This window comes from Synechococcus sp. R6-5, from assembly GCF_047461775.1.
Lineage (GTDB): Bacteria > Cyanobacteriota > Cyanobacteriia > Thermostichales > Thermostichaceae > Thermostichus.
On record NZ_JANSHV010000196.1, the window covers coordinates 1 to 6743 of the forward strand.

Consider the following 6743-nt stretch of genomic DNA (forward strand, 5'->3'; position numbering starts at 1 on the left):
TGAACCAGTTGCTCACCGAGATGGACGGTTTTGAGGGCAACTCCGGCATCATCGTCATTGCGGCCACCAACCGCCCGGATGTGCTGGATGCAGCGCTGCTACGGCCTGGCCGGTTCGATCGCCAAGTTACGGTGGATCGCCCCGATTTTCAGGGCCGCCTGGAGATCCTCAAGGTGCATGCCCGCGGCAAAACCCTGTCTGCCGATGTGGATCTGGAGAAATTGGCCCGCCGTACCCCTGGGTTTACCGGCGCCGACTTGGCCAACCTCCTGAACGAAGCAGCCATTCTGGCAGCCCGCCGCAACCTCACCGAGATCTCCATGGACGAGATCAACGACGCGGTGGATCGGGTGTTGGCCGGCCCAGAGAAGAAGGATCGGCTGATGAGCGAACGGCGCAAGGAGTTGGTGGCCTACCACGAGGCGGGCCATGCCCTGGTGGGATCCCTCTTGCCCAACTACGATCCCATCCAAAAAGTGACGATCATCCCCCGTGGCCAGGCGGGTGGTCTCACTTGGTTCATGCCCAGCGATGACGACATGGGGCTCACCACCCGTGCCCATCTGAAGAACATGATGACTGTTGCCTTGGGTGGGCGCGTGGCCGAAGAAGTGGTCTATGGAGAGTCGGAGATCACCACAGGGGCAGCCAGTGACCTGCAGCAGGTGGCCCGCATCGCCCGCAACATGGTGACCCGCTTTGGCATGAGCGACCGACTGGGCAATGTGGCCCTGGGCCGCCAATACGCCAACATTTTCCTGGGCCGGGAGATCGCCGCAGAACGGGATTTCTCGGAGGAAACAGCAGCCCTCATCGACGAAGAGGTGCGGCGGCTGGTGAACGAGGCCTACCAACGGGCTACCTACTTGATTCGAGAAAACCGTGCCCTCTTGGATCGGATCGCCCGTCGTTTGGTGGAGGCCGAAACCATCGATGGGGAAGAGCTGCAGGCCATCATCGACAACTCTGAGGTGGTGATGTTGCCCCCCGAAGAGGAGCCAGAGCCGCTGACTCTGCCTATGGCCGTCAACGCCAGCGCCTAGTCTCTTTTCCCCAAGCTCAAACTTGGGATCCCTGCTTTTCCTCTTGAGGAGAGAGGGATCCCAATGTTTTGTATGATTTGCGCTGGGAGAGGGGGAGTCCACCCTAGCCGGCAACAGCCGAACCCAACAAAGTCCGGCTCGCCTCTGCTTCCAGGGGCTGAGGCTCGTAGATTTTCAGCACGTACTCGGCCACCATGCGGTCGGTGTTGAAAACGGGGTTGAGCGTGCGGATCGCCTCCTTCATGCGGGCAATCCAACGACGTGGGATCCCTTGCTCGTCCCGGTCGTAGAACATGGGGATCACCTCATACTCCAACAAGTCGTAGAGGGAGTTGGCGTCCAAGTCGTCTTGGGCAGCGGGATCCAGACCTTCGATTTCTTGGCCAATAGCCCAGCCATTGCGACCGTTGTAACCTTCGGGCCACCAGCCATCCAGCACCGACAAATTCAATCCCCCACTGAAGCCCACCTTTTGTCCTGAGGTGCCGGAGGCCTCCAGAGGGCGTCGCGGGTTGTTCAGCCACACATCGACCCCCTGCACCAAATTGCGAGCGACATAGGCATCGTAGTTTTCGATGAAGGCGACCCGGTTGGCCACCTCAGGCCGGTTCGACCATTCCACCACCCGCTGGATCAGGCGCTTGCCCCCTTCATCCCGCGGATGGGCCTTGCCAGCGAAGATAATCTGTACAGGGTACTCTTTGTTGGTGAAGATGCGGGTAATTCGCTCCAGATTTCGCAGGATCAAATCTCCTCGCTTGTAGGTGCTGAAGCGACGGGCAAACCCAATCGTCAAGACCTTGGGATCCAACAACTGGTTGACCGCTTGGATGCGTTCGTTGCTTTCGCCGCGATTGCGCCGGGCCCGCAACACTCGGTGACGGGTGAAAGACACCAGCCGCTCCCGCAGAGCTTCTTTGCGCCGCCACAGTTCTTCATCTGGGATCTCTTCCACCTTGGCCCACAGTTCCGGGTCTGACACCCGCTCCGGCCAATCGGGGCCCAAGTACTGGTCGTAGAGATTCCAGAAGAGGGGGGAAACCCAGGTACGGGCGTGAACCCCATTGGTAATGGAGCTGATGGGCACCTCATCCACCGATCGCTCAGGGTAGAGCACATGCCACATTTCGCGAGAAACCCGTCCGTGGAGCTTGCTTACGCCATTGGCTGCCCGCGCGTACCGCAAAGCCAGCACCGTCATGTTAAAGCGCTCCCAGGGATCCCCAGTGCGCCGAGCTCCCAAAGCCAAAAATTGTTCCCGCGTCAGGCCCAGTTGTGGCCAGAAAGAGGCAAAAAAGGCATCCATTTCATTGGGGCTAAAGGCATCGTGGCCAGCCGGCACTGGTGTATGGGTGGTAAACACGCATTTTTCCCGCACCTTGGCCTCCGCCGTCTCGAAGGGGGTGCCCCGCGCCACTTCCTCCCGCAGCAACTCCAGCGTCAGGAAAGCAGCGTGCCCTTCATTCATGTGATAAACCATGGGATCCAAACCCAACTGGCGCAGCAGGCGCACCCCACCGATACCCAGGATGCACTCTTGGGCAATGCGAGTATCGGTGCTGCCCCCGTAGAGGTGGGCGGTAATCCAGCGGTCGATGGGGTCGTTCTCCGGCAGGTCGGTGTCCAGCAGAAAGAGCGGCACCCGGCCCACGTCTGCTCGCCAGGCACGCGCCTTCACCAACCGCTGCCGCATCGCCACTTCCACCAACAGAGGGCTGCCATCCGGCTGACGCACCAGAGTCAACGGCAGAGACTCAAACTCAGAGTCTTCGTAAAGCTCCCCCTGCCAGCCATTGTTGTCCAGGCGCTGTTGGAAGTAGCCCTGACGGTAGAGCAACCCGATGGCCACCAGGGGCACTCCCAAATCCGAGGCCGACTTGAGGTGATCGGCAGCCAACATACCCAGCCCGCCAGAGTAGGTGGGCAAAGACTCGTGCAAGCCGTATTCGGCACAGAAATAGGCGATGGGACGCTGCCAGTCGTAGGTTTTCATGGTGCGCTTGGCCCAGGTATCCTCAGCCGCCATGTACTGCCGATAGGACTGCACCATCCGGTTCAACGTGTTGAGGTAGTTCACATCGGTGGCCAAGGCTGCCAACCGCAAGTAGGAAACCTCCTCCAGCATGCGCACCGGGTTGTGGGAGGTTTTTTCCCACAGGGCGGGATCCATTTCCCGGAAAATGGTGAGGTGATCCGGGTTCCAGGTCCACCAATAGTTGCGGGCGATCTCGCACAGGGGCGTGAGCGCTTCCGGCAGCACCGGACAACGTTCGGGAAAAGCAGGAGCTAAGGTGGCAATGGACATAGGACAGATACCTGGGGTTAAAGTTATGGGCTCGAAAAAGAAGAGGTAGAGGTCGATGCTGGTAAACGTATCTCAATTATTATTGAGCCGATCCTGAGGATTCTGAGGGGGGAATTCAAGATCTCTACAAAATCTTCAGGGGACGTAACCCAAATTTGCCCAGGCTTCTCTCGATCTTGTCATAGCAGCGCGGAGCCTTCAAAAGCAGCGTTCACAGGTAGCCCAGCTTTCGATTCCGGCAGAAGCTGCCCGTCTATCTTCAGAGATGGTGCAACGTTAGAGTTAACTCAAAGTTAACAAAATCTACAGAACCCCAACGAACCCTTGGGAAACCCCTCCAGATCTGTATAGAATGCTCAGAATGCTGCTTTCCATAAGCTCTTAAAAACTGCAGCTACTTTTGCTACCAATCGATTATTTTGTTGGCTTCTCCTTGAAGTTGAGCCTTAACGTCCTTCCACCACTGCCAGACTGGTGTTGCGGTAGTAGTGGCTGAGGATCTGTTGGTAAGAGTAGTTTTGGCTGGCCAGGGCGGCAGCTCCCCACTGGCTCATGCCCACCCCGTGCCCGTAGCCCCGCCCCTGAATCTCAAAGAAAGCTGGGAATGTCCCTGCCACAGGAGCCAAGCTGGCTGTAGTGGCGGCCTCCCCGCGCGGGCTAATGGCAATCTTTGTGCTGCGCAACCCTAGAGCCCGACGAAAATCGCCGGCATTGAGATCTTTGATCCCTTGGGATCCCGTCAAGCGCACCGTGATTGCCCGTCCCCACGGGGAGCTGCGCAGCACCTCAACAGAACGAATGGCACCGATCCCGGCAGCCAACTGCTGAATCTGCTGGGCAGGAACGGTGGCCGTCCAGCTAAACACGGGTGAGTGGTGATCGAAATCCGGCACCCCCTGTAAGTAGGGCCGCGACTCTAACCAGACATTGCCTGCATCATCCGTATGTCCCCCCGCAGAGGAGTGGAAAACCGCATTGATCAACTGCCCCTGGTGGATGAGAACCTGCCCGGCGGTCTCACGGGCAGCCGCTTGGGTACGGCTGGATTCGGCAGCTACCCCCTTGTAAACCTGCCAATCGATCCCATTTCCTAAGTCAAAAGGCTGCTGGGAACGGCGACTGCGGTGGTAGAGGGCATAGGTGCGGGAGGCCACGGCTTGGGCTTTGAGAGCCTCCATGGGAAAACGGTGTCCCATCTCGCTGCCCACCACGCTGGAAACGTAGTCCTCCAAGCCAACTTGGTTGATGGCAATCACCCCACGCTCGCCGGGGATCAACTCCACCCAGCCGCGGTACCAATTCTGGTCGATAAACACTAACCCATCGGAGGTGGTGGGCTGTAGGTAAAGACGTTCTCCCTGTTGGCCAGCCAAACTGACTGCTGAACCCGAACGGCTGGCCTGCAGCGGTTGCATGGCCTGCACCTCTGCCAGCGGCTGTCCCTGGGCATTCAATAGGCGGGCTCCGGTAGAGCTGCCGACGGTGACCTGGGGCTTGTTGACGGCAATACCTACCCGCAGCAGCACCCGTGCCTGCACCGGAAAGGTCAAGCACAGCCAAGCCCAAACCAGAAGGGCAATACTCCTAAGCCAAGCTGATGGGAGAGGAGAAAAGGAGAGGGCAATAGTCACACACCAATCCTCTGTGAAAGACTACCCGCTGCTGGGCATAGCCAGCGAGGGATCCCAGACAAGTCGGGTTTTGAGAATCCAGGCATAGGGCCGACGCACCCTCAACAACCCAAGCGGCCACCGTTGGGCTCAAGAGATCCCGCACTCGGAAAGCCTTTTTTGAGGCTGGTGCGGGATCCCGGGCAAGGGCCAGCCGAACCCGTTATGACAGTATCAAAAACATCCTGCAGATGCACGACTTCAACCCAGAATTTTCCGCCCCCAGTCCCTCGGTCAGGATTCAGCCGGCTCAGAGGGGATCCCGCGCCGGCGGCAGAACCACTGCTGCAATAGGCGGCGACACTCGGCCTCGCAGACTCCGCCGATGACCTCCGGGCAATGGAAGCTGGCGGCAGAAGCTGGCAAATTGAGCACGCTGCGCAGTGCTCCGGCCTTGGGATCATCGGCGCCGTAGATTACCTGGGCCAGCTGCGATTGGCTGATTGCCCCCGCACACATGGGGCAGGGCTCCAGGGTCACATACAGCCGACAGCCCTGCAGCTGCCAATCGCCCAAGCGCTGCCCTGCCTGCCGTAGGGCCAGAATCTCCGCATGGGCCGTGGGATCCCGATCCCGTTCCCGCCGGTTGCTGCTCAAAGCCAGCAACTTTTCCCCTGGCCCCACCACCAGAGCGGCCACCGGCACCTCTCCGGCTTCTCCCGCTTGCTCAGCTTCTCGCAAGGCCAACTGCATCCAGGCGCGGTGGCGCTGCCACGGATCCCGCCCTTGTGGCTCGGAGGAATGGAGCATACTCGGATCCCCGATCATTTTGGGCGTTTCGAGCACTGCCTCTGTCCGCAAGATTTGCTAGGGTAAGCACACATACCCCGAACATCCAAAAGTAAAGAGTAGGAATAGATAGAATAGACCAGGAGTGAACTGGGTCTTGATGGCGTAAGTCAGGGAGCTGGTTCACGCCTTTTGAGTCTTGGCGATACGGCTTAGCTTTGGGAGGGATCATGGCGCGGATTCTACGGCACACACTTTTGGCGATGGCTCTGTTTGGTGGAGGCGTCGCGGGTGGGGTCTGGCTATCGTCTCGATCGGGGCAGGAGTGGTTACAGCAAACTCCTCTGGTCACTTGGACGCAACGGGCCGGTGAGGGAGTAGGATCCCTTTTGCCCTGGTCTGAGCCCCGTCCTGAGGCTGCGAATTCTGCCCCTCCCGCCGATGCCGTCCGGCCTTCTAATTTTATTGCCGCCGTTGCCCAAAAGGTCGGCCCAGCGGTGGTGCGCATCGATGCCACCCGCACCGTGTCGAGGGGGGTCAACCCAGAACTGTTCAACCAGCCCCTGTTTCGCCGCTTCTTTGGAAATCAGATACCGCAGTTGCCGCAGGAGTTTCAGCAGGAGGGCACCGGATCGGGCTTTATCATCGACGCCAGTGGCCTGATCCTCACCAACGCCCATGTGGTGGAAGGCAGCGAGCGAGTCAGGGTTCATCTGCTGGATGGGCGCACCTTTGAAGGAGAGGTGAAGGGCTCAGATCCGGTTACCGATATCGCAGTGATCAAAATTGAGGGGGAGAATCTGCCCACGGTTACCCTGGGTAACTCTGACTTGGTGCGACCAGGGGATTGGGCCATCGCCATTGGCAACCCGCTGGGCCTAGACAATACCGTGACTGCTGGGATCATCAGTGCTGTTGGGCGCTCCTCCGGGCAAATTGGGGCTGTCAACAAGCGGGTGACTTTCCTGCAAACGGATGCGGCCATTAACCCCGGCA

5 protein-coding genes are annotated in these 6743 nt (G+C 59.2%); 2 read left to right on the plus strand and 3 right to left on the minus strand.

Annotated features, from left to right (window positions below):
• A partial coding sequence (locus tag NW818_RS10555; RefSeq protein ID WP_414424522.1) for an ATP-dependent metallopeptidase FtsH/Yme1/Tma family protein occupies nt 1-1043 on the plus strand: 1043 nt, incomplete at its 5' end.
• Between the two features lie 103 nt (nt 1044-1146).
• Here the strand turns inward: NW818_RS10555 and glgP are convergent.
• The 3 genes from glgP to NW818_RS10570 all read right to left on the minus strand — a co-directional run bounded on the left by glgP (nt 1147) and on the right by NW818_RS10570 (nt 5768).
• On the minus strand, nt 1147-3348 hold the full coding sequence (glgP, locus tag NW818_RS10560; RefSeq protein ID WP_414424523.1) for an alpha-glucan family phosphorylase: 2202 nt from the start codon (nt 3346-3348) through the stop codon (nt 1147-1149).
• A 446-nt stretch (nt 3349-3794) separates the two neighbouring features.
• A complete protein-coding gene (locus NW818_RS10565; RefSeq protein WP_414424524.1) occupies nt 3795-4979 on the minus strand; it encodes a SpoIID/LytB domain-containing protein in 1185 nt (394 codons plus the stop codon).
• 273 nt (nt 4980-5252) lie between these two features.
• Nucleotides 5253-5768: a nucleoside deaminase gene (locus NW818_RS10570; RefSeq protein WP_414424525.1), complete on the minus strand. Its 516-nt coding sequence runs from the start codon at nt 5766-5768 to the stop codon at nt 5253-5255.
• A gap of 209 nt (nt 5769-5977) precedes the next feature.
• On the opposite strand from NW818_RS10570, the gene NW818_RS10575 reads away from it, so the two are divergent.
• Nucleotides 5978-6743 (plus strand): trypsin-like peptidase domain-containing protein (locus tag NW818_RS10575; protein WP_414424526.1); only part of this gene is annotated, 766 nt, incomplete at its 3' end.

What these genes read in the sequence shown, in the direction of transcription:
- NW818_RS10570 (WP_414424525.1), bottom strand. Translation starts at nt 5,768, where the DNA reads ATGCTCCATTCCTCCGAGCCACAAGGGCGGGATCCGTGGCAGCGCCAC.
- glgP (WP_414424523.1), bottom strand. Translation starts at nt 3,348, where the DNA reads ATGTCCATTGCCACCTTAGCTCCTGCTTTTCCCGAACGTTGTCCGGTG.